Origin of the sequence: Methylovorus sp. MP688 (assembly GCF_000183115.1) — a bacterium.
Taxonomy (GTDB): domain Bacteria; phylum Pseudomonadota; class Gammaproteobacteria; order Burkholderiales; family Methylophilaceae; genus Methylovorus; species Methylovorus glucosotrophus.
On the sequence record NC_014733.1, the window covers coordinates 25,740 to 52,292 of the forward strand.

Consider the following 26,553-nt stretch of genomic DNA (forward strand, 5'->3'; position numbering starts at 1 on the left):
GGCCATGGCCTCCTTTTTTAATGGGAGCGTGGATCTAATCCACACCTCCTGATGCTATTGAATTAACGATTGCAAACGTACATCGTTACTTCAAAGCCGAAACGCATTTCAGTAGCTTCTGGTTTGGTCCACATGGTGATCTCCTTGGTAGTCAATGGATACTGCATGAAACACATCATAGGCTTGCGAGGGCTCGGCCGCATGCGCAGCTTCATGAAAGAACACTCATGAAAATCATGAGTGCTTAGTAATTCACAAACAAGCGGTAGCCTGAGACGGTTTGATGATCTGCTGTGAGCAGCAGCTTGATAGGCAGCTCTTTTCCTGCCGGGATGCCTTTTTCTACCACAGTGCCGGCAGGCAGATACTCTGCCGGGGTGAATGTGCGACGCAACACGGCTTGATCATTCGCATCGGTTAAGGTTAATTCCAGCTGCGGATAGGCTTGCACATGTCTTGCCTGATTAATCAGGGTGCTGGTCAGGATCAACAGGCCTTCGTAGTCGCTGTCTTCCAGCAGATTGGCATCGTCGATCACCAGTTTGCTAGCATCTCTGGGCAGTTCGACTTTGCAATTCAGCATGGCGCATGCTTGTTGCAGATAAGGTTTGCTTTCCGGCCAAGCCAGTGCCAGCGCATTGCGCTGGAAATAGGCCAGTTGCAGAGCAATCGTGATTACCAGCAACAACGCAAACAAGCCACTCAGCCAGGGGAAGGCCTTGGGCTGGATCAGGACTGTTTGTAACTTGGATTTTGGCGCTGCGTCATGCCAGGATGGCTGGGCAGGGATGTGCGGTGGAGTCTGGTGCGTTATATGCGCTTCTGCTGCATGGGGCTGAGCCTCAGGTACGACAGTCTCAGGTACGACCAGGTGCGACAGACTCAGGTGCGACAGACTCAGGTGCGACAGACTCAGGTGCGACAGACTCAGGTGCGACAGACTCAGGTGCGACAGACTCAGGTGCGACAGACTCAGGTGCGACAGACTCAGGTGCGACAGACTCAGGTGCGACAGACTCAGGTACGACAGTCTCAGGTACGACAGTCTCAGGTACGACAGACTCAGGTACGACAGACTCCGCCTCATGCAAGTGATCTAATGCATTAAACACATGCTGGCATTCGCCGCACCGTACGATCCCCCGCCGCAAGGATAATTGCTCCGGCTTCACGTGAAACACGGTGGAACATGCTGGGCAGGAGGTAATCAGACTCATCTTTTGCGACCGGTGAGTAACACCCAGCTATCCATGAATTGCGGGGTATCCATATCAAACCATTCGGCATAGATCGCCGAGACTTGCTCCTGTTGCTCACGCAAAATGCCGGAAAGCGCTATACGGCCCTGAGGCTTGCAGGCGGCGGCGAGTGCGGGGGCCAGCACCATCAGGGCGCTGGAGAGAATATTGGCAACGACCAGATCGGCAAAGCTATCAGGGAGTTGCTTTGGAAGATAGAACTCAGCTACTACGCCATTATTTTCGGCATTGAATTCACTGGATTGTATGGCCTGGGGGTCAATATCGACGCCAACAACCTTGCCCGCTCCCAATTTGCTGGCCGCAATTGCAAGAATGCCCGAACCGCAGCCGTAGTCCAGTACGGTGAGATCCTTGCGGACATGATCAGCCAGCCATGCCAGGCACAGGTGCGTGGTGGGGTGGCTGCCCGTGCCAAATGCCAGACCGGGATCCAGCACTATATTCAATGCATCCGGGTTGGGGGCGTCATGCCAGGATGGCACTATCCATAAATCATCCCGAATACGTATAGGATCAAATTGGGATTGGGTGGCACGCACCCAGTCCTGTTCTGCCACATGCTCCGTCGTGTAGGGCAAGTCGGCAAGCCCGGTGGCCATGGCCAGCTCGCCCATCAGTTCAGGAATATCGGTCGACTCTGCCAGCAGGGCACTGACAATGTTGTGTTGCCAGATGCCGGGAGGGGGATCCCCTGGTTCACCAAAAATCGGCTGTTCATCCGGGGTTTCGGCGTTGGCGTCTTCAATACTGGCGGACAACGCCCCAAGTTCCATCAGGGTGTCACTGATGAGGTCGGCGGTGTTGTCCCTGGCTTCTATTTTCAGCGATACCCAGGCCATGCTACTTGCTGCTTATGCCCAGCTTGTGTTCGAGATAGTGAATGCTGGTTTCACCGAGGTGGAACGCGGCATCGTTCATCAAATCACTGTGTAGCGGCACATTGGTTTTAATGCCTTCGACTACCATTTCCGACAGCGCGATGCGCATGCGGGCAATCGCCTGCTGACGGGTATCACCGTAAGCAATCAGCTTGCCTATCATGGAGTCGTAATGGGGCGGAACCAGGTAGTTCTGGTAGGCATGGGTATCAACGCGAATGCCAGGGCCGCCAGGCATGTGGAAGGTGTTGATACGGCCGGGGGAAGGAACAAAGTTGTATGGGTCTTCTGCATTGATACGGCACTCGATGGCGTGACCACGCAATACGATGTCGCTTTGCTTGAAGGAGAGCTTTTCGCCCGCTGCAATCAGGATCTGCTGCTGAACGATATCAATGCCGGTGATCATTTCCGTGACCGGATGTTCCACCTGGACCCGAGTATTCATTTCAATGAAGTAGAACTCGCCGTTTTCATACAGAAACTCAAAGGTACCTGCACCACGATAGTTGATGCGGCGGCAGGCATCGGCACAACGCTCGCCGATTTTTTCGCGCATTTTCTGGGTGATACCAGGCGCAGGTGCTTCTTCCAGTACCTTTTGGTGACGGCGCTGCATGGAGCAATCGCGTTCGCCCAGATATACGGCATTGCCATGTTCATCAGACAGCACCTGGATTTCAATATGGCGAGGCTGCTCAAGGAATTTTTCCATGTAGACAGTCGGGTTGCCAAAGGCTGCGCCTGCTTCTGCCTTGGTCATGCTGACCGAATTCAGCAAGGCGGCTTCCGTATGCACTACACGCATGCCGCGACCACCGCCGCCGCCTGCGGCCTTGATGATCACAGGGTAACCAATTTCCTTGGCAGCACGCAGAATTGCATCAGGATCATCGGGCAATGCGCCTTCGGAGCCTGGCACGCAGGGTACGCCAGCGGCTTTCATCGCATCCTTGGCGCTGACCTTGTCACCCATCAGGCGTATGGTTTCAGCACGTGGGCCGATAAATACAAAACCACTTTGCTCTACACGTTCTGCGAAATCGGCGTTTTCGGACAAAAAGCCGTAACCGGGATGGATGGCTTCCGCATCGGTGACTTCTGCCGCACTGATCACGGCGGGAATATTCAGATAACTTTGATTGGAGGGCGCGGGGCCAATGCAGACGGATTCATCTGCGAGTTTGACGTACTTGGCTTCACGGTCGGCTTCGGAATGCACCGCAACCGTCTTGATGCCAAGCTCGCGACACGCGCGCTGTATGCGCAGCGCAATTTCGCCGCGGTTGGCAATGAGGACTTTTTCAAACATGGAAACCTCGTTAGCCAATAATAAAGAGTGGTTCGCCGTATTCTACCGGCTGACCGTTTTCAACAAGTATCGCCTTGATCACACCGGTGTGATCCGCCTCGATTTCGTTGAGCAATTTCATGGCTTCAATAATGCAGAGCGTGCTGCCTGCGGTGATGCTGCTACCCACTTCAACAAATGGCTTGGCATCAGGGGAGGGCGAGCGGTAGAACGTACCGACCATCGGTGATTTCACCACATGCCCTTCAATGACGGGAGCGGCAGCGGCTTCTGCGACGGCGGGAGCGGCGGCCTGCGGAGCAGGGGCAGCCTGGATATACTGTGGAGCGAACTGCATGCCGGCATGAGCATTTGGCAGATTGCGACTGATGCGTACTTTTTCTTCACCTTCGGTCAGTTCCAGCTCGGAGATGCCGGATTCTTCGACCAGGTCGATCAGTTTCTTCAGTTTGCGTAAATCCATGTTGAACCTCTAAATGATTAAAGCGCATGTAACATGCGGTTATGTTGGTAGTTAATGTTGTAAACGGCGGATGGCGTAATCCAGCGCCAGAGAATAACCATGTGCGCCAAGCCCGCTGATGACACCGACTGCGATATCCGAAAAATACGAATGATGGCGGAAGGATTCACGGGCGTGTACGTTGGAAAGGTGAACTTCGATAAACGGTACTTTAACAGCGGACAGGGCATCGCGCAGGGCGACCGAGGTATGGGTGAAGGCAGCCGGGTTGATGATCACAAAATCGACAGGGTGTCGCGCGAGATCATGAATCCGTGCAATCAGCTCCGCCTCGGCATTGCTCTGAAACGTTGTCAGGGTGACGCCATGCGTATCGGCCTGCTCCTGCAGGCGCTGGTTGATCGCCTGAAGAGTATCGTTGCCGTAATGGTCAGGTTCGCGCAACCCCAGCATATTGAGGTTGGGACCATGCAATACGAGGATGGAATGAATCGTATCAGCAACCATGGCAGTGGGATTCGGAGGACCGGAGACGCGCTTTCATGGCAGCAAGTTTGCCGTAAATTGGGGGATATTGTCCAGTGAATTGACGAAATTTACGGAATTTAGATGTTTTTGAAAACTTCTAAGGGGCGGTGCTGGCTTGCAGTAAGGGCTTGACGGTTTGTTCGAGCAAATGGCGCGTGATACGGCCAAAGTATGTTTTGACGATATGACCATCGCGATCAATAACGACAGTGTAAGGCAAGACGCTGCGATGGTTGCCCAGACTATAGCTCAAGGGGCCAGCTTCTGTATCCGCTGCGAAAAGAGGATAGCCTACCGGCGACTCACTGGCAAACTGATTTACACTTTCCTGATCTTCGGCGGCAATGCCCAGCACGAGCAGGCCTTGATCGCGGTACATCGCCTGAAGTTCGCTTAGCTCGGGCATTTCTTCACGGCAGGGCGGACACCAGCTTGCCCAGAAATTTACCACCAGAATCCGTCCTCGCAATTCGGACATCGGCTGCATGGTACCTTTGACATCGGGCAATATCACGGCAAAAAAGCGTGCGCTGCTGGCAGCGGGATGATCCTGGCTGAAGCCGCCCTCTTGCCAGCGGCTGACCAGCGAATAGGCGCCTGCGGCAATCAGCAGCAAGGCAAGGATGAACAGGGCACGCCGGGAAATTTTCATATCAGCAATAGGCGATGCCGGTTTCACAGCCCAGCGTATGGCGTGCGCGCAAGAATTGCTCGCTATTCTGATAGCCAATCAGCTTGAGTTTAGGATCACGTTGGTCCTGCCCATGGAAAAACAGGATGGCAGGCGGGCCGAACAGCTGGAAACGTTGCAGCAAAGCGGCATCTGCGGGCGTATTCTGCGTAACATCCGCTTGAAGTAACACAACATTCTCGAGGGATTGCTGTACCCGTGGATCGCTAAAGGTGAACTGTTCGAGCTCTTTGCAGGCAACGCACCAATCCGCATAAAAATCCAGCATTACGATCTTGCCTTTGGCATCAGCCAGCGATTGCTGCAGCTCTCCCAGACTATGAATGCGCTTGAAGGGCAGTGCAGGGGCTGCGGAGGTTTTTTGCAGGCTGACGGCATTAAATCCCGAGAACGGTTGCAGGGGAGATCTTGCGCCGCTGAATGCGCCTATCAGCATCATCACGCCCAGCAGCAGCAGAATAATCCCCAGCCCCTTCCACACGCGTTGCCAACCCGTCGCCGTTTCCGGCAAGCGATCAAGCGCATGCAGAAAGATGGCAGGTACTATCAGCAGGGCCGCCCACAATGCCATCTGCACGGGTAATGGAATCACCGGGCTGATCAGCAGCAAGGCGACATAGAGCATGACCACGCCAAACAGTTGCCGTATGCGTTCCATCCACGGGCCCGCTTTCGGTAACAGGCTGCCTGCCGAAGCGCCGATCAATAGCAGTGGCAACCCCATGCCCAGCGATAGCGCAAACAAGGCGCTACCGCCCAGCCAGACATCGCGCGTCTGGCTGATATACAACAGGGCGCCCGCCAATGGGGCGGCCACACACGGGCTCACAATCAGCGCGGATACTACGCCCATCAGAAACACCCCGACAAAATGCCCACCGCGGATACGGCTGTTGGTACCGGTCAGACGATCAGCGAGCGACTGCGGCATGCGGATTTCATAAAAGCCGAACATGGAAAGCGCGAGCAGGACGAACAGTAGTGCCGTGGCTCCCAGCACCCATGGGGTCTGCAGGGCATTGCTCAGCAGTTGCCCGGACAGGCCGGCGGCGATGCCTGCCAAGGTGTAGCTGAGGGACATGCCGAACACATAGGCGGCGGATAACAGGATGGCGTGACCTTTGCCCCCATGGTTATGCGACTTGCTGCCGACGATAATGCCAGAGAGGATAGGAATCATGGGCAACATGCAGGGCGTGAAGGCAAGCAGCAGGCCTATGCCAAAAAAGCCGCTCAGTATCAGCCATAGTTTGCCGCTACCCAGGAGGCCTGCAATACGATCCTGCTCGGGTGGAGTTGCTATAGAGGTTTGGTCGGTGGCGTCCCCACCCAGACTCACATCCAGCGTTTTATGGATAGGCGGATAGCAAAGGCCTTTTTCACTACAGCCCTGGTAGGTCGCATTGAGCTTGAGAATGGCAGGAACATCGCCGCTGAAAGCGAGTTGCAGTTTGGCCTCGGCTTCACGGTGAAAAACATAGGTAGTACCAAAGGTGGGATCTTTTTTGGATTCCCCGGGGGGCAAGCTGGTATCGGTGACCGTCACGCCCGGGGTTGCACTGGAAAACTTGATGCGATCTCGGTAAATGTAATGGCCGGGAGCAATCTGGAAGACGGCTTGCAGGGTATCTTGCCGTATCGAGCCCACTTCCAGCTTGAAGGCTTCATCAGGCGGCAGTATGCCATCATCGTCGCTGGTAAAGAGCGCCAGCTTGCTGCTGAGCGGCGCGGCGGTAGCGGGTGCGCTGGACAGGGCGGGGAGGAGGCTGCATAACATCAGCAGCGCGTTCAAAAGGTGTTTCATGGGGTCAGGCCGTCGTTTCCTCGTTAAGCCACGCCAGGTAGGCAGGCAATCCAGTGCTGATTGGGACACAGAGGATTTCGGGAAGTTCGTAAGGGTGCTGCTGCACAATGGCTTGCTGCAAGGCGGCATATTGCGTGCGGCATGTCTTGATCAACAAGGGGATTTCATTGGCGGTTTCGACTTTGCCCTGCCAGCGATAGACCGAGGTGCAGGGCGTCAGGATATTGACGCAGGCAGCCAGCCGCGCGTTGACCAGCGACGCGGCCAAGCTGTTTGCCGACGTTTGATCCGGCATATTGGTCAGTACCAGAATCGCCTCGCTGGCCGTGACTGCATTTGATAAGGTGTCATGTGACATGATGTCAGCATCCCCGACTTGAAATATCCACGTGAAGCATCATTTACAAGGGAACAAGCGCGATGACGCGACGTCAGACCCTTGCTTCGCTATTTTTAAAGTACCGTTTATATGCCTTTACCCTTGCTGCTGCTGATTTTACTCGCATTCCCCGTTGTCGAGATATGGTTATTGATAGAACTGGCCGGGCGCTATGGCGTTTGGGTACTGGTTTACCTGGTGGTGGTCGCCATTCTGGGCTGGCGTTTGATACAGGACGAAAAGCTGATGATGCTGGGGCGCATGACCCAAACCCTGAGCCAGGGTGGCGCCCCCGCCCGCGCTTTGTTCAGTGGTGCCAAAAACATGCTCGCCGGCATCTTGCTGATTATTCCAGGCGTGGTGACCGATGCCATTGCCGTGATTCTGCTGCTACTGCCCTCGGCCAAGCCGGATGCTTTTGATGAAACCGTGCAAGCTGAGCCCCGCCAGAGCCGCAGGCCACAAGCAGCGAATGATGATGTTATCGAGGGTGAATATACCCGCGAAGATTAATGACAATCCTGCAACGCTCTGGGGCTATGCAAGCTCCGTTTGCAGGTCGGCATGCAGCTTGATCCAAGGCTTGTGTTAAACTCGCGCCTCACCTAATGGTTTGTTTTTGTGTGCATTAATTCTTTGCGGTCACATGGCCGACCAGACTTGATGCCACTTTCATCATTGTAGAATCAGGAACTGAACGCATGTCTCACCAAGTAACAGTCAAGCCTAGCGGCCATAGCTTTGTTGTTGAAGGCGACGCCACCGTATTGAGCGCCGCCATTGATGCAGGCCTGGGCTTGCCCTATGGTTGCCGTAACGGTGCCTGTGGCGCCTGCAAAGGCAAAGTGCTGCAAGGAGAGGTGAGCCATAACGATCATCAGGCTTCCGCCCTGACGGATGCCGACAAGGCCAATGGCCTGGCATTGTTGTGCTGTGCGGTTCCGCAAACCGATCTGGTCATTGAATGCCGCGAAGCCACAGGCAGCAATGGCATACGGCCTCGTATCATGCCGGCCCGCGTGCAGAAAATGGAAAAGCTGTCACACGATGTGATGGCCTTGTATTTGAAGCTGCCCAGCAATGAGCGCATGCAGTTTCTGGCCGGCCAATACATAGAATTTCTGCTTAAAGACGGCAAGCGCCGCGCTTTTTCGCTGGCGAATGCGCCACATCATGATGAATTACTGGAATTGCATCTGCGCCTGATTCCGGGCGGGACCTTCACCGAATACGTCTTCAACGAAATGCAGGAAAAAGCCATTTTGCGCCTGGAAGGGCCATTTGGCAGTTTTTACCTGCGTGAGGATCATGAGAAGCCCATCATTTTCGTCGCAGGTGGTACCGGTTTTGCGCCTATCAAAGGCATTATCGAGCATATCCTGCATCAGAAAACACCTCGCAAGATGGTGCTCTACTGGGGGGCTCGCTCCCTGGAAGACCTTTACATGCCGGAACTGCCCATGCGCTGGCTGGAGGAATCCAATCTTTTCAGTTACGTGCCGGTATTATCCGAGCCCAAGGACGAAGACGGCTGGCAAGGCCGACGTGGCCTGGTGCATGAAGCCGTATTGGAAGACTTTGCCGATCTGAGCGCATATCAGGTGTATTGCTGTGGTGCGCCGCAGATGGTGGATGTTGCCCATCAGGCTTTCCAGCTGAAGGGCTTGCCAGAAGACGAGTTCTTTTCTGACGCGTTTACCTTTTCCAATCCACCGCCCAAGCCTGCGGCGGCATGATCCTGAGGCGCAAGCCTTAGCTTAACGGGCAGTTGGCCGAGCGGCACTGCCCTTATTCGAACCCCGGACAGAATTGCGTGCTAAGACGGAATTGGTGATTGGCCGCTTCGGTCTCGCCGCGCTCGTCCAATAGGCGCGCCAGTGCCAGATGGGTGGCGGCACTTGGTTTTACGCTCAGGCTGGCCTCAAAGTAACTCTGCGCCTTGCCCCACAAACTCAGGCGTACACACAAATTTCCCAATGAACGTAGCAGGTCTGCGTCATTTTCATGGCTCAGCAACCAGTGTTCGGCCTGTTGCAGCTGCTTTTGCGGTTGTGAGGACAGGCAGTCGCCCAGCATTCCCGCCAGCTTGCTATCCCAGCCTTTGGTCAGGCTCATTTCTACAATTTCCGCAGCCTGGTCACCAGCACCTGCCTGAATAAAGGTCTGAGCAGCAATGCAGGCGATGCGGTTGTTCAGCCGATCTTCTTCCGGCATCTTTTTCCAGTAGGCATTCAGCTTGTCCAGATCGTCTGCCAGGCGTTGCAAGAGATGGGTATGCGCCTGTTGACGCAGTTCACGCAAATGCCAGCTTTCAATCGCATCATGCTTTTCCAGGCGGCGCAGGGTTACCAGCACCTGTTCCCAGTTTTTCAGGTGCACCTGGGCTTTCAACTCCAGGCGCAAGGCGGGAGGGTACTTGGATTCCAGTTTGTCCAGCTTGTGCAGTACATTCAATGCTTCGTTGTAACGGCGGTCATCCAGCATGAATTCGGCCTGGTAAAGCAGGCGGGCAACGGCAGCATCTGGCGCAATGCGTTCGGCCTCGGCCAGATAAAAATCGCGCTGCGATTTGTTCTTGAGCTTGTGCGCAGCCCGCGCAGCCACCAGTGTGGACAAGCCCGGATTTTCTTCCAGTGCCAGGGCTTTATTCGCTGCCTTTTCAGCGAGCAGATAGCGGCCTTCCGCCAGCGATTGCAGGCCTTCACTCAAGGCGGCACGGCCCAGGCGAATGCGGCGTTCTTCCTTATAGCTGCGAACACTGGCTGGCAGATGGCGTGTGTATTGAATCAGCCGCAACAAGAGGTGCAGGCTGATAAAGCCGCCCAGTATCATCACCAGCAGCAGGTTGAGCGATAGCTCCATGCGGTAAGGCGGCCGCACGATCAGCACATACCCTTGATTATTGACTGCCAGCAGCGAGATGCCTACCGCCAGCCCCAGAATCAGTAAAATCCAGAACAGCCAACGCACTATTTACGCTCCGTGTTGCTTTTTGCTGGTGTGCTCAGGCGTTCCAGCGAAAGTTTGTACTTGCTCACAAGCGACAGGCTTTCGTTCACATCAGGCAGGTCAATCACGATTTCCTTGGAAGAAAGTTCTTTCAGGATGTTTAACGCCAGCTGTGTGCCACTATCTCGCGGGTCAAAATGGCTTTTCAGCCATTTTTCGGCGGCTTGCAGATCTGCCCGATAGGTCGCTTCATCATGTTGTAGCAGGGCAATGCGGGCTGTCAGCAAATGCAGCTTGATGTTTTCGCGCAGGAAGAAATTCTGCTCCGGGGCCAGCAATGGGGGTTCCGGCCGGTCGATACGCTCCAGACGGATCATGGTGCGCAAGTCCTGCCATACCTCCTGGGCCAGGCGCCGCCATGGATTGCTGTCCCATTCGGGGGCCAGCGCTGGCGCGGATTGTGGATGGCGCTCGCTTACCAAAGGCAGCGTGCCGACGGATTCCGCCAGGTTTTCCAGTTTCAGGCTGATGCCTACCGTGTCGACTTGCGGCATGTTTTGCAGACGCTGAATATCCTGGCCTATGGATTTGCGCAACTGCACGACCTGGCCGCTATCCAGATGTTGCAAGCGGGTATCCGCAGTTTGCAGGGCCAGCAGGGCGGGCTTGATATTGCCAGCCAGCTGCAGCTGCTGGTTGGCGATGATGATCAATTGCTCAACTTCGGCAATCGTGCGTTCCTCACGATTGTTGGCAAGCTCCAGGTAAAGCGTCTGCAAGGCTTCGGCCTGATCGCGTGATTCGGCCAGTTTTTGCTCAAACAGGGAGGCGCGGGCACTGACTTCGGTGCTGCGCTCATCGGCATTGCGGGCCAGGGCCAGGGCTTGCTGGTTCACGCCATTGAATTGCTCAAGTTTTTGCGAAAGCTCCTGCTCCAGCACTGCGAAACGCTGGCGCGCGTGATACCACTGCCATGCCATGGCAATCGCCGCTGCCAGCGCGATGACGAGCGCAAGCTGGGTCAGCCAGTTGTTGCTGGTCGCAGAGGGCGCAGCCTCTTCCTGCAAGACCTCTTGTGCAGGCACGTTGGAGGTCGCGATGGCGGGCGTTTCAGCTGGCTGGGAAGGCGTGGGTTGTTCGCTCATATTCAGTGTCGTTGTTGTTTCAAGAGGGCTACAGTATTCAGGCATTGCAGCATGGCATCGTCTCCCGGCGCTTCTGCCACGATGACGCGCAATCCAAGCTCAATGGGCAGTTCGGCAATGCGTGCATGATTCACACACAGTGTCACATCGCGTATCCAGGCGTGCTGTCCGTTATTCGTCATGTTCAGCAAATAGCGCATGGCTTCACTGCTGGTGACTACAACGGCATCAAGCTGCTGTTGTTGCCAACGCTGTTCCAGTGGCTCTGCGCTGGTTTGCGGGTTGATGCGGCGGTAGCATTCGGCAAAATCCACAGTAGCTCCGCGGGCTCGCAGGCTCTCTGCCAGCAGTTCCCGGCCACCCACTCCACGGAAAATCAAAAACCGTTGCCCCTTTACCTGCTGCATCTCGGGGAGTGCCAGTAGCGATTCACTATCATACCTGCCTTGTGGCGTTAGCACTGGCCCGATGCCCAGCCTGGTCAGTTCGGCAGCGGTGACCGGGCCAATGGCAGCATGCCGCAATGTGGCTGGCGGCTGGCCGACCAGATTCAGCATCCTTGGTATGGCATTCTGAACCGCATTACTGCTGATAAAAATAGTCCAATCGTACTTGCCGAGCTCATGCAGCTGGGCATCAAATGCGCTGTAATCTGCCAACGGGGCAATTTCAATCAGCGGAAAGCCATAGGGCGTTCCGCCTGCTTCCACGATCAAGCGCGACAAGCGCGTGGCCTGATCCAACGGCCGGGTGATCGCCACCGACAAGCCTGTCAATGCCACGCTGCTCAGTGGTAAATCAGCCATGCGCGCTTTGTTCAGCCAGCGCCTGCAGAATCTTGTCTGCGCCCCGTGCAATCAGGGATTGGGCTAGCTGCTGGCCCAATAGTTCAGGCTTGGCCGCATTTCCTGTGGCTTCGGCACGCAGCATCTGTTTGCCATCTACACTGGCGACGAAGCCATGGATGGTGATGTTCTCGCCCAGCTTGGTGGCATAAGCCCCCAGCGGCACCGTGCAGCTGCCGGCCAGCGCCCGGCTCATGCCGCGCTCGGCTTCCACGCAGGCGGCTGTATCGGCGTGGTTCAGGGGCGCCAATACCGTTAACAGATCGGTACGCGCTGCGTTGATTTCAATCCCCAGCGCACCCTGGCCCACGGCGGGAATACTGTCTTCTGGCGCAATGGTTTGCGCAATGCGGTTACCCAGGCCCAGGCGGATCAGGCCTGCGGCTGCCAGAATGATGGCCGCATATTGGCCTTCATCCAGTTTGCGCAGGCGGGTTTGCAGATTGCCGCGCAGGGACTCAATCACCAGATGCGGAAAGCGCGCTTGCAACTGGCTCTGGCGGCGCAGGCTGGAGGTACCGACGATGCTGCCCGCAGGCAAGGCTTCCAGCGATGGGTAATCATTCGATACAAAAGCATCCCGTGGATCCTCGCGTTCACCTATCGCTGCCATGGCAAAGCCTTCGGGCAAATGCATGGGCACATCTTTCATCGAGTGCACCGCCAGATCGGCGCGGCCATCGGCCAAAGCCTGCTCCAGCTCTTTCACAAACAGCCCCTTGCCGCCAATGCGTGCCAGCGGGGAATCCAGAATCTGGTCGCCGGTGGTAGTCATGCCCAGAATTTCTACCTGCGTGCTAGGGTACAGCGCCTGCAAGCGAGCCTGGATGTGGCGTGCCTGCCACATGGCCAGCGCACTCTCACGCGAAGCAATAACAAGTTTTTCTGGGATGCTGATGGGGGAAGTCGAAGTCATAGTGGGCTGGCGGGGCGCAACGCCCGAAAAATCGAATAAAACGCTATTTTAACATACGGATGATGACCGCTTTGTGCGTCTGGTCAGCCTGCCAGATTTTTAAGCAGGTGCAGTTGCCGCCGACTGACGCCCACGGTTTCCGGAATGCCTTTCAGCAGCGCAACCCATTGGTGTTCCCCCTCCGTCATTTTCTGATACCCCAGCAGATAGTGTGGATTGACCAGGCAGTTGCGATGCAGCCGCAGAAAGCGCTCGCCAAATTCCTGCTCTATGCTGTTGAGGCTGTCTTCGATCAGGTATTCATGCTGTGCCGTGCGCAAGGTGGTGTATTTCAGCTCTGCACGTAGATAGATCACCTCGTTGACCGGAACCAGCAAGACACGTCCGCGCTCGCTGATGCTGAAATGGCTACGCTGGGGCTGCATGGGACGTATCGCCGCCAGTTGCGCAGGCAGCAGGGCGCGCGCCTTGTTGATGGCGGTGAGCAAGCGTTCGCGCCGGATGGGCTTTAGCAGGTAATCGATGGCACTCATGTCAAATGCCTGCAGCGCGTAAGCATCGTAAGCGGTGGTGAAGATGATCGCGGGCGGCGAGGGCATTTTCTGCAGATGGGCAGCCGCTTCTATGCCATCCATCTGCGGCATGCGTATATCCAGCAACACCAGATTGGCTCCGCTTTGCTGCGCCAGGGCAATGGCCTCGGCCCCATGGCGTGCTTCTCCAGCAATGCTGACGCCGGGCATGTCGGCCAGCAGCTCGCGCAGGCGGTTGCGTGCAGGCGCTTCGTCGTCGGCGATGATGAGCGTGACGGCTTGATCAACCATGGTTCAGTGGTAACTGCATCTTGAAATCCAGTTGTTTGGGCATCGTGCCATTTCTCATTTCAATAGCGTGTGTCAGCCATGGCGATGGCGTTGATAAGGCAGCACGATATGCACTTCATAACGGCCATCACGTGCAGAACTGGAGAGTGTGGCGGCGACATCGAAGTGCAAGGCCAGGCGCTCCCTGATATTGGCCAGCGCCATTTTGTTGCCCGAGGTGCGGGTCTGCTCGGGAGCCAGCGGGTTTGAGAGCAGCAGGTGTACATCATTGTGCACGGTGTAAATCTTGATGATGATCTCGCCGCCTTCACTCAGCGGCTCTATGCCATGGTAAACCGCATTCTCCAGTAATGGCTGCAACACCAGCGGCGGCACCATGGCATCGGGCGGCATGGTATCCATTTGCCATGTGACGAGCAGGCGCTCATCCAGCCGCAGTTTTTCCAGTGCCAGGTATTGGCGGCACAGGCTGATTTCCTGTGCCAGGGGCACCAGTTCGCGATTGTCCGCCATCAATACACGGAACAGTTCCGCCATGTCTTCCAGGGCGGCTTCTGCCCGCTGTGGCTGGCTGCGCACCAGCGATAGCACAGCATTCAGGCTGTTGAACAGAAAGTGTGGGCGTATGCGCGCCTGCAATGCCTGCAAACGTGCCTCGGCCATCGCGGGCGACATAGCTCGGTAACGCAGATGCAGGTAGTAAGCGGTGATCAGGCAGGCACTCAGGCTCAGTAGCCAGATTCTGGTTAGAGGCGGCAGGGCATCCATGCCCAGTATCTGCGTGCCCGCGAGGTACAGCAAGGTCACCACCAGCATGGCGCTTACCCCTGCCAGCAGCATCGCCAGGCTGTACCGCAGCCGTAACAGCCATGGGTATGCCAGATAAAGCACGAGCAAGCTCAGCAACAAGGCTGGCTGACCAAACGCCGATTGTTCGGTGAAGTGGCTGAGCGTTGCCGACAAGCTGGTGTTTTGCACTGCAGCAGAGAGCAGCATGAGCAGATTGACCAGTAACAGGATGCGCAAGGCGATGCCGGGATTACGAAAATCCGGCAGTTTCTGCAGCGCCCCCGCCGCGGTCGCAGTGAGCGTAAGGCCGGGCTTTTGCTTTATACTTGTCATAAGCTCATTATTCTTAACGAAAACGTCTCATGCAAGAACAATCCCGCACCCCCAATTCACTCGATGCAAAAGACAAAGCCTGGTCCGGCCGCTTTAACGAGCCGGTCGCCGAGCTGGTCAAGCGCTACACGGCATCGGTGGATTTCGACAAACGCCTGGCCGAGTTTGATATTCAGGGGTCGCTCGCCCACGCCCGCATGCTGGGCAAGCAGGGCATTATCAGCCATGAGGATGTCAGCGCCATTGAGCAGGGGCTGGCCTCTATCCTGCAGGAGATTCGCGCGGGTGAATTTGAGTGGTTGCTGGATCTGGAAGATGTGCATCTGAATATCGAGAAGCGCCTGACCGACAAGATAGGCGATGCAGGCAAGCGCCTGCACACAGGCCGCTCACGCAATGACCAGGTGGCGACCGATGTGCGCCTGTGGCTGCGCGCCACCACCGATGATGTGATCGCCGGCATTCGTGGCTTGCAGGCTTCGCTGCTCGATCTGGCCGACGCGCATAGTGATACCGTGATGCCTGGCTTTACCCATTTGCAAGTGGCCCAGCCAGTGACCTTTGGTCATCACCTGCTGGCTTATTTCGAGATGTTGCAGCGCGATGCCGAGCGTTTTGCCGATGCGCGCAAGCGTATCAATCGCCTGCCGCTGGGCGCTGCCGCGCTGGCAGGCACCAGCTACCCGATAGATCGCGAATACGTCGCGCAGCAACTGGGCTTTGATGCGGTCTGCCAGAACTCGCTCGACGCCGTATCCGACCGTGATTTTGCCATTGAATTTACCGCCGCTGCGGCGCTGCTGATGACCCATCTGTCGCGCTTTTCAGAAGAGCTGATTTTGTGGTCCAGCCCGCGCTTTGGCTTTATCGATATTGCCGATCGCTTCTGTACCGGCTCCAGCATCATGCCGCAGAAAAAAAATCCTGACGTACCCGAGCTGGTGCGTGGCAAGACGGGGCGCGTGAATGGTCATCTGGTGGCACTGCTCACCTTGATGAAAAGCCAGCCTCTGGCTTACAACAAGGATAATCAGGAAGACAAGGAACCCTTGTTTGACACCGCCGATACCATCCTGGTGACCTTGCAGATTTATGCCGACATGCTGCGTGGTATCAAGGTGGACAAGGCCGCCATGCGCGCTGCGGCCAGCGAAGGCTTTGCTACCGCTACCGACCTTGCCGACTATCTGGTGAAAAAAGGCACGCCTTTCCGCGATGCCCATGAAGTGGTGGCGCTGGCAGTGCGTTATGCGGTGGAAAAAGGCTGCGACCTGTCAGACCTGCCTTTGGCCGAGCTGCAGAAATTCAGCACCCAGATCAGCGATGATGTTTATGCCGTGCTGACGCTGGAGGGCTCGCTTGCCAGCCGCAATCACATTGGCGGTACCGCGCCGGAGCAGGTCAGGCTCGCCATAGGCCGCGCCCGTCAAGCCCTGGCCTGAGCGCTCGCCGCCCTCGGCATGCCGGTCGGATTTTATACATTCAGCGTGTCAGATGCTGCCCAGCATCTGACCTTTCCCGTTATTGCTTTTTACCCTGCCACCCAGGCTCCGCAGTCACACACGATAGGCCCTTACAGCATGGAAGTGGCGCTGGATGCTCCGGTGGCCCCCGGCGTTTATCCGCTAGTCGTGATTTCACACGGCAGCGGTGGCGCGCCGATCTTGTATCGCACCATCGCCCTGGCCTTGGCGGCGCGCGGCTATGTGGTGGTGTTGCTGGAGCATCCAGGCAATAATCGGCTGGATAACAGCCTCAAAGGCACCTGGCAAAATCTGCAGAATCGTCCGCGCCATGTCTCGCTGACCATAGACCATCTGGCCTCGCATCCGCAGTATTCCCGCTATCTTGATTTCACCCGCATTGCCGTCATCGGCCATTCGCTGGGAGCGTATACCGCGCTTGCGCTGGCGGGCGGGCAGCCCTGGACTCAGGAGCGGGAGGCCGTGCCGGTGGAGGCTGATGATCGCATCTCTACCCTGGTGCTGCTGGCGCCAGCCACGGCCTACTATCTGCCCGAGGACGCCTTGAGCGCGGTTAATCTTCCCATCCTCATCCTCACCGGTGAGCACGATGACATTACGCCGCAATGGCATGCCGACCTGGTGATCAAGGGCGTGCAGCAGCCAGCGAGTGTGAGCTGGCACGAGGTAAAGAATGCCGGGCATTTTTCCTTCCTGAGCCCGTTTCCGCAGGCGATGCAGCGGCCTGGCCTGGCTCCGGCGCTTGATCCCCCGGGCTTTGATCGTGTCGCCTTTCATCAGGTCATGCCACTGCAAATTGCAGACTTTTTGGATCACCATACAGGCCGGAGCTGAGGCAAAGCGGTGCACTGCTTGCTGAATTTCGCACATCTGTAGCAAACGGGCGGGTGCCTGCCTGTGTGACCGCGCCATGCTTTTTGTGTTAACTTGATGATTGTTAGCGGATTTTAAACATTGGCGCCCAAGTTGCAGCGGGCGGTACAAGAGTTGCTAGTTCTCCTGTTTGAGCAAGCGTGGATGCCAGGGCAGGCTATCGGCAATCGCGGGCTTGATGATAAAGTGACGTGCGGCTGGGGGTAGGCTGGGGGTAGGGAAGATCAGCCGCGTCAGATGAGATTCAGGGGTTCATCTGTGATATTTAAGAATTAATAGAAAAAGATAATGAAATCAAAGGCGCTGTTCCCATTTTTTAATGAGGACCCCAAAAGTCAATCACTCTCCATCGGGTGGCTGCTACTGGGGTTTGCCAGTTTGTTGATGTACCTGCTCAAGGTATCCATCGACGTCTTTGATCTTCAGCGCCAGCTCATGCTCTCCTGGGGCGTGTTTGTGATTCTGGCGTGCATGTACAAATGGCAAGTCACCAAGCGCCCACCATGGCGCTTTTTGTTTATTCTGCTTTCCGGCTTTCTGGCGTTGCGCTACCTGATCTGGCGCAGCACCGAAACCCTGATCTATACCGGCCCGCTCGATTTCATTGCCATGACGCTGCTGTATCTGGCCGAGGTGTATTCGCTCACCATTTACATGCTGGGCATTCTGCTGAATCTCTGGCCTCTGCGTAACCGGCCGCTCAAGTTGCCGCCCAATCTGGCAGACTATCCAACTGTCGATGTCTTCATCCCCACCTACGATGAGTCAGACGACATCATCCGCATTACTACCATCGCTGCCAGCCAGATTGATTATCCCAAGGACAAGCTGCGTATTCATATCTGCGACGATGGCAGCACAATAAACAAACGCAATAATCCGGCCACCGCCGAGGTCGCCTGGGCCCGCTATTACCGCTTGCGCAGACTGGCGCAGGATCTGGGCGCCAACTACATTACCCGGGAAACCAATGTTGCCGCCAAGGCGGGCAATCTCAACCATGCCCTGCATCAGACCCATGGCGAGCTTTTCCTGGTGCTGGATTGTGACCACGTGCCCACCCATGACATCCTGCGCCGCACCGTGGGTTTCTTTGCGGCCGATCCCAAGCTGTTTCTGGTGCAGACGCCGCACTTCTTCATTAATCCCACGCCCGTCGAGAAAAACCTTATCGGCGTGGGTAATCCCAATCGTGAAAACGATATGTTTTACAAGGAAATCCACCGTTCGCTGGATTTCTGGAACTCCAGTTACTTCTGCGGCTCGGCTGCATTGTTACGTCGCCGCTATGTGATGGAGGTAGGCGGCATTGCCGGTAAAACCATTACCGAAGATGCCGAAACCTCCTTTCACCTGCACAGCCTGGGCTACAACAGCATTTATCTGGATCGCCCCATGGTGTGCGGGCTATCGCCTGAGAGCTACAAGGATTACATCCTGCAGCGCACCCGCTGGGCGCAGGGCATGGTGCAGCTATTTTTGCTGAGCAATCCGCTGATGGCCAAAGGGCTTAGCTTCCACCAGCGCTTGTGCTATTTCAACTTCTGCTTTTACTGGTTCTTTGGGCTGGCGCGTGTGATGTTTTTTATCGCGCCCGCCTTGTTCCTGCTGCTCAGTCTCAAGATTTACTTTGCGTCGTTCACGCAGGTCATCAGCTATGCCGTGCCGTATATTTTTTCTACCTTCATGCTGATGGATTTCTTTTATGGCCGGGCTCGCCAGCCGTTTTTCTCGGAAATTTATGAGAGCGTGCAGTCGATTTTCCTGGCACCGGCGGTCATCGCCGTACTCTTTAACCCGCACAAACCCTCGTTCAAGGTCACGCCCAAGGGCAACACGCAGGAGCAGGATTTTCTCAATCCTCTGGCGGCCATCTTTTTTGTCATTATCCTGGTGAATATTCTGGCGATTGGTGCCGGGGTCATCAGCTGGTTTACCGATCCTATCCTGCGCGATACCTTGTCCGTGACGGCGGTCTGGTGCACTTACAATGTGGTTCTGGCGGTCATTTCGCTGGGTGCCTTCTGGGAGCGCAAGCAGATGCGCCAGTTCCACCGCATCAATGTGGAAGAGTCTGTCAGGATGCGCTTGCCGGGCGGGGATGCCGAATACACAGGGGAGACCATGGACCTTTCCATCACGGGCCTGGGATTCAAGGTCAAGCTGCCCCAGGCACCCAAGGTCTCGGACCTGGTGATACTGGAAACCAGCAGCAGCGATGGCAGGAAATTTGTCTTTAACGCGGTGTTCAAGCGGGTGATTGAGCGTAACGGCGTGTTTTATTGCGGGACGGAATTTGTGCTGGACAAGCAAAGTTACGCCCAGGCCGTGGCTTATTTGTATGGCGATAGCGGGCGCTGGACGCGCTTCTGGGCCAAGAAAACCCGCAATGAGAAGACATTCAGAATGCTGGGCCACCTGTTTGTGTCGGGCATCAAAGGCATGGCGGACAGCTTCGGGATCATGACGTCATCAGGGGTGCAGTACCTGGTGGCCTTGCAAAGAAAATACGCAAAAAAATAAACCAATCAATCATGGGGAAGTTCGGGGGTCGTATGAAAGTATGGATGTATGTCGTTTTATGGATGTTTCCGCTGCTGGGGTATGCCAATACCCAGCAGGTTGAGCTCGACAAGCTGATTGCAGCGCCCACGCTCACCTTGAAATGTACCGGGGATGAGCAGGGGCTGGATATTCCGCTGGCACATCGCTGGAATGTGAAAAAGGTGACGCTGAACCTGCATTACGTTTCCTCCATCAACCTGATTACCAGCCAATCCCAGCTGGTGGTCAAGCTGAACGGCATGCCCATCGCGCAGACCAAGCTCGACGCCTTGAGCCCGGATGTGCTGGTGCAGCTCAATCTGCCTGTGCGGTATCTGAGCGCAGGCTATAACAAACTCTCGTTTGCCGTGGCCCAGCATAGTGAAAGCAAGGGCTGCGAAAAGGGATGCTCGCCCGATATGTGGACGACCATAGACCTCAAGCGCTCGGTGCTGGCGATCGACTACGAAAACAAAGCGGTACCCGTGGCATTGTCCAGTGTGGGCACCCTGCTGTTTGATCCGAAAGTCTTCCCGCAGGCGGAAGTGCATCTCGTCACGGATACCCAGGATGGCGAATTGCTGAACCCGCTGTCGATAGTGGCCTCCGGCGTGGCGCATCATTTTGATTACCGCCAGGTCAGTTTCACGGTTTCACGCCAGTTGAAACCAGGGGTGGATAACATCCTGGTGGGCAAGCACGCCTTTGTCCAGGGCTTGCTGGGCGAGTCCAAGCTCGCCCTGACCGACCACGAGCAGGGTGGCTATGTCAGCATGCTGCCTCTGCCGCAGGCGGGAGGCGGGCAGGATGCAGGACATGCGCTGGTGGTGGTCACAGGCAAGCAGGTCGATGACGTCAAGCTCGCGGCTGAAACCTTTGCCAGCATGTCGACCTTCCCCGGCACGCCCAGCCTGAGCGCGTATGAATTCAAGTTGCCCAAGCTCAGGGAATACAGCGGACGTGAGCTGATTGAGCCGGGCAAGGAATATACCCTCAAGGCGCTGAATTTCCCGACGGCGACTTTCCAGGGTGGCAACGCCAGCGGCAAGGATATCAATTTCCGTTTGCCGCCGGATTTCATGATACGGCCCAACCTGTCTGCCAAGCTGGCCTTGCACTTTGCCTATGGCGCCGGCATGCGTGAAACCTCCGCGATGAATATCGTAGTGAATGGCAAGATCGTGAAGGGCATCCACCTCGGCAATACGGATGGCGCCTCGTTTCAGAATTACGTGATTGAAATCCCCACGCGTCTGTTTCAGCCGGGCAGCAACCGCATTTCCTTTGCCACCGAGTTGCATCCGCCCTTGAAGGAATGCGACCTGATGCTGACCGGCAATATGTTCCTGACCGTGTTTGATGACACCACCTTCAGCTTCCCCGACATGCCGCACTTTGTCGAACTGCCCAATCTTGAACTGTTTATGCTGAGTGGCTTCCCGTTCACGCGCTGGGCGGATGGCTACGAAAGCAAGGTGGTGCTGACCCAGACCGATGACAACACCCTGTCTGCGGCCATGAATCTGATCGGTTTGATGACGCAGAAAAGCGGCTTCCCCTTGTATGCCATCCAGCTGGACAAGGCTCTGGCCAACCCATGGAAGGGTGACTTCATCATGCTGGGGTCGCCAGACAGCATTTCTGCCGCGTTGGGCGGCAAGAGCCTGCCTTTTACCAAAGGCAAATCTGCCGTGCCTTATGCCTTGGTACGGGACTGGGCGTCAGATCCGGTGCTGATCAGCAGCGTGCAGTCCAGTCAGCTGGGGGAGGGCCAGGGCTATCTCCTGCAGTTTGAATCGCCGTATGAGTCGGGACGCACCGGCATGGTATTCGCCGCCCGGGATTCGAAAAACCTGCTCAGCCTGAGCGAGGCCTTGCTGAAATCCGAAGTGCAGGCGCAGACCGAGGGCGAGCTGACCATGCTGGACCTTGCCTCGCAGGAAGACAAGGCGATTGTGAAAAGCTTCAAGCCTGAAACCACCTACACCACGGGTAAATCCGGCAAGAAATCATTCTGGCAGTCCTACCTGTACACCCATCCCTATATCTATTACGGGCTGGTGATTTTGCTGACCATCGGGTTTGCCATCACCCTGTTTGTGGTGCTGCGCCGGTATCGCAAGAAGCGTGTGGCAGGGCGGCCGGTTTAAAGCGGCTTTATTCCAGCTGGTGATCGATGGTGCGCGTGCCATCCAGCGAGCTTAAGCCGTGCTGCAGTGGCTCGCGCCAGGTATACAGAAGCACCAGCAGAAACGGGATCAGGCAAATGAGGATGACCTTGATGAAAAAGCCAACGGAAGGCGCGCCTTGATGATGCACGGGGCCTGCCAGCTCGAACTCCTGCATTTTCCAGATGGCTTTGTAGGCGGTGGTGCTGGCATGATCCACCGTCCTGAATTTGATAGGCTGATCGTGGTGGATAGCGCGGTATGCGCTTTCTGACAGATGAATTTCCCCCGGACGCAGAAAAGCCGCTGGTGGGGGTGGCAAAGCTGCCGTGATATTTTCATCGCATGCGATATGAATACCCAACAGTATGGGCGGGTGGCTGCCGTTATCGAAATTGAAGAGGTCAGTCGCGCGCTGCATGGCGATGGCGGCCTCGAGGCTGGCGTCGGTACTGACAAAGCGGGCGACCCAGTACGTGTCTTCCGTGCTGATGCTGCCGGTGTGTTCTGTCACCGCCTCTTGCGCCAGCTGACGAACGCGCTGCAAAGCCTCATCGCTGTGGCTGAAAACCTGAATGGTCATCCGGGCTTCATGTGCCGGATGCCCTTGTTGTAATTGTGCGGAGCCTGTCATTGTTACCCTGTCAGTCATTTTTGAGAGACGTTATGTTTATGAGGGATAAGTCTTTATCTTACTTTAAGGCACTGCTGCTGGGTTTGCTAGTTCAATTTGGCAGCGCTTCTGCCATGGCAGGCCAGGCCGATTGGACGGAATTCAAGCAGCGCTTTGTGCTGGCCGAGGGGCGGGTGGTGGATGTGGGCAATGGCGGCATCAGCCATTCCGAAGGCCAGGGCGTCACCATGCTGCTGGCCGTGCATTACAACGATCAAAAAACCTTTGATCGCCTGTGGCAGTGGACGCAAAGCGCACTGCAGGTGCGCAAGGATCGCCTGCTTGCCTGGCGCTGGACCACCAAACAAGGGGTGAGCGACTTCAACAATGCCACGGATGGCGACTTGTATGTGGCGTGGGCGCTGCTGCGCGCCGCAGATAAATGGCATGTGCCCGCGTATAAAAAGGCAGCAGAGGCAATTCTCAACGATGTGAAGCGGCTACTGGTAAAGCCGAGCAAATGGGGCCCCGTGATTCTGCCCGGCTCGGCAGGTTTTGAAAAACCGGCTGGCCAGATCGTTAATCTGTCTTACTGGATTTTCCCGGCCTTGAATGATTTCAGTCGGTATGCGCCGGATCCGGTGTGGGATCAACTGGGCGAGAGCGGCGTCGCCATCATCCGTGAAAGTCATTTCGGCAAATGGCAGTTGCCCACTGACTGGGTGCAGCTCGGTAGCAAGGTGACGCCAGCGCCGGGGTTCCCTGCGCAATTTGGGTATGACGCGGTGCGCGTGCCGTTCTTCCTCATGTGGGGCAAAAAAGCCAACGCCAACCTGCTGGCACCTTTCCAGGCGTTCTGGGGCTATTACCAGAAAACTCCGTATCTGCCGCCTACCGTCAGCATGGAAAACGATGCAGTCGCCCCGTATGGTGCGGCGCCCGGCATACTCAATATTGCCGACCTCACATGCCGCTATCCAGCGGTAGCGCCCCGGCCTGACTATCCGATCAACACGCAGGATTATTACTCGGCCACGCTGTTGCTGCTGGCCGATATGATGGTCGGGGAGCAGGCACGTTGAAATACAAGGCTCTGGTGGTGATGCTGTCCGTGGCCGGCTTGGCCGAATGCCCGCTTATCGCTTGTGCAGACGAGGCCGCTGGCAATATGCGGGCGGTGACGGCCACCCCATCTGCATGGGCAGTCGTCGCAGAGCAGGAATCAAATGCATCACAGGCAACCATCAAGGCAGTGCCGTCCAATGTCATCAGCGAACCCAAGGCGGTATCTGATGCCATCGAATCGCAAACGCCAGAGAAAAATGGCCGGGTGCAAAGCCAGCCGCTGATCAACAATGTGCCGCTTTCCAGTTTTCTGACGCCCGCAAAAAAAGCGCCGGCTGCGGTAGCTGCCAAGCAAGACGCCGCACCCAGCGCGCCTGATACCCGCCCCCTGTGGAAGCTATTTAACCAGCATGAGTATGACCGTGTGGAGCAGGGCATTGCCAAGCTGCAGAGTCAGTATCCAGACTGGAAAGCGCCGTCTGAGCTATTGTCGCTGCTGGCGCAAAAGCGTAGGGAGCAACGCCTGGAGCAGGTGATCCGCGAGCAGGATACCGAGGCGCTGGTGAAGCTGGGTGAGCAATACCCGGAAGCCTTCTCCTGCGCGGCCATAGACAAGGCCTGGGCACTGGCCGCCGCCCGCGCGACGCTGGGGCAGCGCGAATCCTTGCAAGCGCAGCTGCAGCATCTGGTTACCCAGTGCGAGAAGGAAGAAGACCGGCTCGCCACCCTGTATAAAGCCCAACACTGGCTCAGCCGAGAGGAATGGGAGGCCTTGATTGCGCTTGGCGCGGCCACCCCGCGTACGGCGCGCGGCGAGGTACTTTTTCAGCAACTGGTATACCAGAATGGGGTAGAGGATCTGGCGCTTGCCATCAAACAGCATGACAATTCCAGGGTGGACAGCCTGTTTGAGCAGTTGCAGCCAGAGATCGTGGCCCGAAAAGATATCAGCCAGCTATTGCTGGTGGCCTGGCATGACTTCAAGTTGGAGCGACTGGCCGCAGCGCAGGATTTGTTTGCGACAGCACTGGCGATGGAACCGCAGAATGACAATGCCCGCTATGGCCTCGCCTTGGTCTTCGCGCGCGAGCAAAATCACGAAGAAGCGATTACGGTGGCCCAGGGCTTGCCGGCGAACGATGCCGGGCGCAATGATCTACTGCTGAATGCCTATCTGGCACTTGCAAAACAGGCCTACGGGCAACAGGATAGTCAGCAGACGCTGAACTACTTGCAGCAGGCAAAGCAGGCCGGGGCCTTGCCTCGTTATGCTTCGCTGATGGAGGCCTGGTCCCAGTTTGGATTGGGGAATACCACACAGGCTGCCGAGGTGTTTGCCAGCCTTTACCGGGCGCAGCCGGATAAAGAAAGTGCCGCGGGCGTCATGGCGAGTTATCTCAAGCTGGACCGGGCAGATGACATAGCTCCGCTGGCGACCACCGAGCCGCTGGCCAGCCAATACAAGCATCATGTGGCGGCGGGGTTGTTTGGGCAGAAGCGCTTTTTTGAAGCGCGCGCACTGGATGCTGACACCTATGGCGATGCCGGTGGCATAGCCGCGCCACAGGCCGGTGCCGGGATCGCGTTGCGCGACAAGAGTGGCACGCAGGGCTTATCGCAGTTGAGCATACGGCAGGTACCGGTGCTGGAAGCCAGCATGCCGACGGGTAACCATGGCGAGCTGAATGTGTCATTGCGCGAGGTCCGTCTGGATAGCGGCACATTGTCACGCGATGCGCTGGTGGGCTCTGGCAGTTCCGGTGCCTGGCGCTATTCCCCAACCACCTCTACCACCGGCCTGGAGCCGCGAGTCAGCTGGCGCGACGATGTGTGGGATATCGCCCTGGGCATGACGCCGGATAACGGCGAGGTCAGCAGCCGCCCAACGGGCTATGTGGCGCATCAGAGCATGAGCAAACTGGCGACGCTCACCAGCAGTTTGTATGTAGAGCCGGTGCGTGAATCCATCCTGTCGTATACCGGTATGCGTGACCCCTATACCGGCAAGCAATGGGGGCGCGTGCTGCGCAAAGGTGTTCGTTTGAACGGCCTGCAGCAACTGGGGAATAACTGGTCCGTGAGCGCTGCCATTAACCTGGAATATCTGGACGGCGAGAGTGTGGAGACGAATCGCCATGCGGGCGTGTTTGCCAGTGTGGGCAAAAACCTCGACTTGCCAGCATTTTCATATGCGGTGCTGGGGTTGGGGTTCAATTATGACCATTATCAAAAAAATCTCAGCCATTTCACGCTGGGGCATGGGGGATATTTCAGCCCGGAACGCTTTGTCAGCATAGGCCCGGCGCTGGACTTTTTGACCCGTGAAAACCAGCAGTTTATCGTGAAGGGGCGTTTGGCGTTTGCCACCGTGTCCATCGCCGAAGCGGCCTCGCCGTGGTTTCCCGGCAATGACGACGGCAATAGCTATGCCTCCAGCAAAAATAACGGCATGAGCTATACCGCTGAAGCCAGCGGTGTCTGGCGCATCAACGACAGGCTGCAGATCGGCGGTGCGCTCTCCGAGCGCAATGCGCCGCAGTACAAGGACGAAACGGGCATGCTGTTTTTACGGGTATTGTTTGAATCGCGGCAATCCGTATTAAGTACGGACTTACCGACCAGAACATTCAACGGGCTTTATTAAGCCGGGCTGGTAGATCGACTGTGATCTGCCACGAGACTGGGACC

23 protein-coding genes and 3 pseudogenes are annotated in these 26,553 nt (G+C 56.5%); 9 read left to right on the top strand and 17 right to left on the bottom strand.

The features are described from left to right. Window positions 1-62: 62 nt before the first annotated feature. From pqqA to cutA, 10 genes and pseudogenes are all read right to left on the bottom strand, one after another. The gene (gene pqqA / locus MPQ_RS14195; RefSeq protein ID WP_013440845.1) at window positions 63-134 is read right to left on the bottom strand and encodes a pyrroloquinoline quinone precursor peptide PqqA; all 72 of its coding nucleotides are present in this window, start codon (window positions 132-134) and stop codon (window positions 63-65) included. A 110-nt stretch (window positions 135-244) separates the two neighbouring features. Next, window positions 245-1,087: a DUF3426 domain-containing protein gene (locus MPQ_RS13990; protein WP_013440846.1), complete on the bottom strand. Its 843-nt coding sequence runs from the start codon at window positions 1,085-1,087 to the stop codon at window positions 245-247. A 25-nt stretch (window positions 1,088-1,112) separates the two neighbouring features. Next, a pseudogene (locus MPQ_RS14125) lies at window positions 1,113-1,217 on the bottom strand (MJ0042-type zinc finger domain-containing protein); the annotation flags it as partial. Continuing rightward, window positions 1,214-2,101 (bottom strand): 50S ribosomal protein L11 methyltransferase, encoded by an 888-nt coding sequence (prmA, locus tag MPQ_RS00095; RefSeq protein WP_013440847.1) that lies wholly within the window; start codon window positions 2,099-2,101, stop codon window positions 1,214-1,216. The pseudogene MPQ_RS14125 and the gene prmA, both read right to left, overlap by 4 nt. Before the next feature lies 1 nt (window position 2,102). Further along, window positions 2,103-3,452: an acetyl-CoA carboxylase biotin carboxylase subunit gene (accC, locus tag MPQ_RS00100; RefSeq protein WP_013440848.1), complete on the bottom strand. Its 1,350-nt coding sequence runs from the start codon at window positions 3,450-3,452 to the stop codon at window positions 2,103-2,105. Between the two features lie 10 nt (window positions 3,453-3,462). Beyond that, window positions 3,463-3,915, bottom strand: coding sequence for an acetyl-CoA carboxylase biotin carboxyl carrier protein (accB, locus tag MPQ_RS00105; RefSeq protein WP_013440849.1), 453 nt, complete (start codon window positions 3,913-3,915; stop codon window positions 3,463-3,465). A 51-nt stretch (window positions 3,916-3,966) separates the two neighbouring features. Next, on the bottom strand, window positions 3,967-4,422 hold the full coding sequence (aroQ, locus tag MPQ_RS00110) for a type II 3-dehydroquinate dehydratase (protein ID WP_013440850.1): 456 nt from the start codon (window positions 4,420-4,422) through the stop codon (window positions 3,967-3,969). Window positions 4,423-4,540: 118 nt separating this feature from the next. Further along, entirely contained in the window at window positions 4,541-5,095 is a 555-nt protein-coding gene (locus MPQ_RS00115; protein ID WP_013440851.1) for a TlpA disulfide reductase family protein, read from the bottom strand. Window position 5,096: 1 nt separating this feature from the next. After that, complete coding sequence (dsbD, locus tag MPQ_RS00120) at window positions 5,097-6,938, bottom strand: protein-disulfide reductase DsbD (RefSeq protein WP_041361888.1); 1,842 nt, start codon at window positions 6,936-6,938, stop codon at window positions 5,097-5,099. A 4-nt stretch (window positions 6,939-6,942) separates the two neighbouring features. Continuing rightward, the gene (gene cutA / locus MPQ_RS00125; protein WP_013440853.1) at window positions 6,943-7,296 is read right to left on the bottom strand and encodes a divalent-cation tolerance protein CutA; all 354 of its coding nucleotides are present in this window, start codon (window positions 7,294-7,296) and stop codon (window positions 6,943-6,945) included. A 111-nt stretch (window positions 7,297-7,407) separates the two neighbouring features. On the opposite strand from cutA, the gene MPQ_RS00130 reads away from it, so the two are divergent. Both MPQ_RS00130 and MPQ_RS00135 read left to right on the top strand, forming a co-directional pair. Further along, entirely contained in the window at window positions 7,408-7,830 is a 423-nt protein-coding gene (locus MPQ_RS00130; RefSeq protein ID WP_013440854.1) for an FxsA family protein, read from the top strand. 188 nt (window positions 7,831-8,018) lie between these two features. Continuing rightward, window positions 8,019-9,053, top strand: coding sequence for a CDP-6-deoxy-delta-3,4-glucoseen reductase (locus MPQ_RS00135; RefSeq protein WP_013440855.1), 1,035 nt, complete (start codon window positions 8,019-8,021; stop codon window positions 9,051-9,053). A 52-nt stretch (window positions 9,054-9,105) separates the two neighbouring features. Here the strand turns inward: MPQ_RS00135 and MPQ_RS00140 are convergent, their stop codons facing one another. The 5 genes from MPQ_RS00140 to MPQ_RS00160 all read right to left on the bottom strand — a co-directional run bounded on the left by MPQ_RS00140 (window position 9,106) and on the right by MPQ_RS00160 (window position 13,996). Then, complete coding sequence (locus MPQ_RS00140) at window positions 9,106-10,287, bottom strand: heme biosynthesis protein HemY (protein WP_013440856.1); 1,182 nt, start codon at window positions 10,285-10,287, stop codon at window positions 9,106-9,108. Next, a complete protein-coding gene (locus MPQ_RS00145) occupies window positions 10,287-11,411 on the bottom strand; it encodes a uroporphyrinogen-III C-methyltransferase (RefSeq protein WP_013440857.1) in 1,125 nt (374 codons plus the stop codon). Before MPQ_RS00145 ends, MPQ_RS00140 begins: the two co-directional genes overlap by 1 nt. Window positions 11,412-11,413: 2 nt before the next feature. Then, complete coding sequence (locus MPQ_RS00150) at window positions 11,414-12,217, bottom strand: uroporphyrinogen-III synthase (RefSeq protein WP_041361889.1); 804 nt, start codon at window positions 12,215-12,217, stop codon at window positions 11,414-11,416. Continuing rightward, on the bottom strand, window positions 12,210-13,172 hold the full coding sequence (hemC, locus tag MPQ_RS00155) for a hydroxymethylbilane synthase (protein ID WP_013440859.1): 963 nt from the start codon (window positions 13,170-13,172) through the stop codon (window positions 12,210-12,212). Before hemC ends, MPQ_RS00150 begins: the two co-directional genes overlap by 8 nt. Window positions 13,173-13,255: 83 nt before the next feature. After that, window positions 13,256-13,996, bottom strand: a complete 741-nt coding sequence (locus tag MPQ_RS00160; protein WP_013440860.1) for a LytTR family DNA-binding domain-containing protein — start codon at window positions 13,994-13,996, stop codon at window positions 13,256-13,258. A 233-nt stretch (window positions 13,997-14,229) separates the two neighbouring features. Here MPQ_RS00160 and MPQ_RS14230 point away from each other — a divergent pair. After that, a pseudogene (locus tag MPQ_RS14230) lies at window positions 14,230-14,286 on the top strand (hypothetical protein); the annotation flags it as partial. A gap of 139 nt (window positions 14,287-14,425) precedes the next feature. Here MPQ_RS14230 and MPQ_RS00165 read toward each other — a convergent pair. Continuing rightward, a pseudogene (locus tag MPQ_RS00165) lies at window positions 14,426-15,118 on the bottom strand (sensor histidine kinase); the annotation flags it as partial. 29 nt (window positions 15,119-15,147) lie between these two features. On the opposite strand from MPQ_RS00165, the gene argH reads away from it, so the two are divergent. The 4 genes from argH to MPQ_RS00185 all read left to right on the top strand — a co-directional run bounded on the left by argH (window position 15,148) and on the right by MPQ_RS00185 (window position 22,169). Further along, entirely contained in the window at window positions 15,148-16,560 is a 1,413-nt protein-coding gene (gene argH / locus MPQ_RS00170) for an argininosuccinate lyase (protein ID WP_013440862.1), read from the top strand. Window positions 16,561-16,578: 18 nt separating this feature from the next. Beyond that, entirely contained in the window at window positions 16,579-17,436 is an 858-nt protein-coding gene (locus MPQ_RS00175; protein ID WP_013440863.1) for an alpha/beta fold hydrolase, read from the top strand. 327 nt (window positions 17,437-17,763) lie between these two features. Then, on the top strand, window positions 17,764-19,998 hold the full coding sequence (bcsA, locus tag MPQ_RS00180) for a UDP-forming cellulose synthase catalytic subunit (protein ID WP_013440864.1): 2,235 nt from the start codon (window positions 17,764-17,766) through the stop codon (window positions 19,996-19,998). Window positions 19,999-20,030: 32 nt separating this feature from the next. Continuing rightward, window positions 20,031-22,169 (top strand): cellulose biosynthesis cyclic di-GMP-binding regulatory protein BcsB, encoded by a 2,139-nt coding sequence (locus tag MPQ_RS00185; RefSeq protein WP_041361890.1) that lies wholly within the window; start codon window positions 20,031-20,033, stop codon window positions 22,167-22,169. 7 nt (window positions 22,170-22,176) lie between these two features. Here MPQ_RS00185 and MPQ_RS00190 read toward each other — a convergent pair whose 3' ends face one another. Further along, entirely contained in the window at window positions 22,177-22,770 is a 594-nt protein-coding gene (locus MPQ_RS00190; protein ID WP_013440866.1) for a hypothetical protein, read from the bottom strand. Between the two features lie 134 nt (window positions 22,771-22,904). Between MPQ_RS00190 and MPQ_RS00195 the strand changes: the two genes are divergently transcribed. Both MPQ_RS00195 and MPQ_RS00200 read left to right on the top strand, forming a co-directional pair. Beyond that, window positions 22,905-23,882, top strand: a complete 978-nt coding sequence (locus MPQ_RS00195; RefSeq protein WP_238525324.1) for a glycosyl hydrolase family 8 — start codon at window positions 22,905-22,907, stop codon at window positions 23,880-23,882. After that, the gene (locus tag MPQ_RS00200) at window positions 23,879-26,509 is read left to right on the top strand and encodes a cellulose synthase subunit BcsC-related outer membrane protein (RefSeq protein ID WP_013440868.1); all 2,631 of its coding nucleotides are present in this window, start codon (window positions 23,879-23,881) and stop codon (window positions 26,507-26,509) included. Before MPQ_RS00195 ends, MPQ_RS00200 begins: the two co-directional genes overlap by 4 nt. Window positions 26,510-26,553: the final 44 nt, after the last annotated feature.

Coding starts and splice junctions, on each gene's coding strand:
- MPQ_RS13990 (WP_013440846.1), bottom strand. CDS start 1,087: ATGAGGCGGAGTCTGTCGTACCTGAGTCTGTCGTACCTGAGACTGTCG.
- prmA (WP_013440847.1), bottom strand. CDS start 2,101: ATGGCCTGGGTATCGCTGAAAATAGAAGCCAGGGACAACACCGCCGAC.
- accC (WP_013440848.1), bottom strand. CDS start 3,452: ATGTTTGAAAAAGTCCTCATTGCCAACCGCGGCGAAATTGCGCTGCGC.
- accB (WP_013440849.1), bottom strand. CDS start 3,915: ATGGATTTACGCAAACTGAAGAAACTGATCGACCTGGTCGAAGAATCC.
- aroQ (WP_013440850.1), bottom strand. CDS start 4,422: ATGGTTGCTGATACGATTCATTCCATCCTCGTATTGCATGGTCCCAAC.
- MPQ_RS00115 (WP_013440851.1), bottom strand. CDS start 5,095: ATGAAAATTTCCCGGCGTGCCCTGTTCATCCTTGCCTTGCTGCTGATT.
- dsbD (WP_041361888.1), bottom strand. CDS start 6,938: ATGAAACACCTTTTGAACGCGCTGCTGATGTTATGCAGCCTCCTCCCC.
- cutA (WP_013440853.1), bottom strand. CDS start 7,296: ATGTCACATGACACCTTATCAAATGCAGTCACGGCCAGCGAGGCGATT.
- MPQ_RS00130 (WP_013440854.1), top strand. CDS start 7,408: ATGCCTTTACCCTTGCTGCTGCTGATTTTACTCGCATTCCCCGTTGTC.
- MPQ_RS00135 (WP_013440855.1), top strand. CDS start 8,019: ATGTCTCACCAAGTAACAGTCAAGCCTAGCGGCCATAGCTTTGTTGTT.
- MPQ_RS00145 (WP_013440857.1), bottom strand. CDS start 11,411: ATGAGCGAACAACCCACGCCTTCCCAGCCAGCTGAAACGCCCGCCATC.
- MPQ_RS00150 (WP_041361889.1), bottom strand. CDS start 12,217: ATGGCTGATTTACCACTGAGCAGCGTGGCATTGACAGGCTTGTCGGTG.
- hemC (WP_013440859.1), bottom strand. CDS start 13,172: ATGACTTCGACTTCCCCCATCAGCATCCCAGAAAAACTTGTTATTGCT.
- MPQ_RS00160 (WP_013440860.1), bottom strand. CDS start 13,996: ATGGTTGATCAAGCCGTCACGCTCATCATCGCCGACGACGAAGCGCCT.
- argH (WP_013440862.1), top strand. CDS start 15,148: ATGCAAGAACAATCCCGCACCCCCAATTCACTCGATGCAAAAGACAAA.
- MPQ_RS00175 (WP_013440863.1), top strand. CDS start 16,579: ATGCCGGTCGGATTTTATACATTCAGCGTGTCAGATGCTGCCCAGCAT.
- bcsA (WP_013440864.1), top strand. CDS start 17,764: ATGAAATCAAAGGCGCTGTTCCCATTTTTTAATGAGGACCCCAAAAGT.
- MPQ_RS00185 (WP_041361890.1), top strand. CDS start 20,031: ATGAAAGTATGGATGTATGTCGTTTTATGGATGTTTCCGCTGCTGGGG.
- MPQ_RS00190 (WP_013440866.1), bottom strand. CDS start 22,770: ATGACCATTCAGGTTTTCAGCCACAGCGATGAGGCTTTGCAGCGCGTT.